1 protein-coding gene is annotated in these 686 nt (G+C 43.4%); it reads left to right on the top strand.

Going from position 1 to position 686, the window contains the following annotated elements; all coding sequences use genetic code 11:
• On the top strand, positions 1–686 hold a 686-nt coding region (locus tag WMO41_RS15825), incomplete at both ends, for a reverse transcriptase domain-containing protein (RefSeq protein ID WP_349230595.1).

Here is a 686-nt window from a genome sequence, read left to right as displayed (position 1 = left end):
TTTGGATATCGTCCGGGACGAAGTGCGAAAGACGCAGTTCAGAAGATAAAGGAGTATGCAGAACAGGGATATACAAGAGCTGTGGTTCTTGACTTGTCAAAGTATTTCGATACACTGAACCATGAATTACTGGTAAATATCCTGCGCAGAGATGTAAAGGACGAAAGGGTGATTCAGATGATAAAGAGGTATTTAAGAAGTGGAGTGATGGAAAACGGTGTAGTCGTTAAGACGGAAGAAGGTTCACCGCAGGGAGGAAATCTCTCCCCGCTATTAGCCAATGTTTATCTTAACGAGTTTGACCAGGAGTTCAACAAAAGAGGAGTGCCGTGCATTCGCTATGCAGATGATATCGTACTGTTAGCGAAGAGTGAGCGGGCATCTGAGAGATTGTTGGAAAGCAGTACGAAATATCTGGAAGGGACACTGAAACTAAAGGTGAACCGGGAGAAAAGTCGTACGGTCAGCGTGTTTGCAATACGAAATTTTAAGTACCTTGGCTTCTGTTTCGGGAAGAACGGAAAAGGAATCTATGTCCGTGTTCATGGAAAGTCATGGAAGAAAGCCAAGGACAACCTGCGAAAGCTCACTTCCCGGAGTAAGTGCGGAAGTATAGTAAAGACTATGGAACATATAAAAGAATACATGCGTGGATGGTTGAACTATTACAGTATAGCAGACATGAA

Origin of the sequence: Ventrimonas faecis (genome assembly GCF_040096075.1) — a bacterium.
Taxonomy (GTDB): Bacteria; Bacillota; Clostridia; order Lachnospirales; family Lachnospiraceae; genus Brotaphodocola; species Brotaphodocola faecis.
Note: the sequence above shows the minus strand (reverse complement) of the source record. Positions and strands in the feature narration are given on the sequence as shown.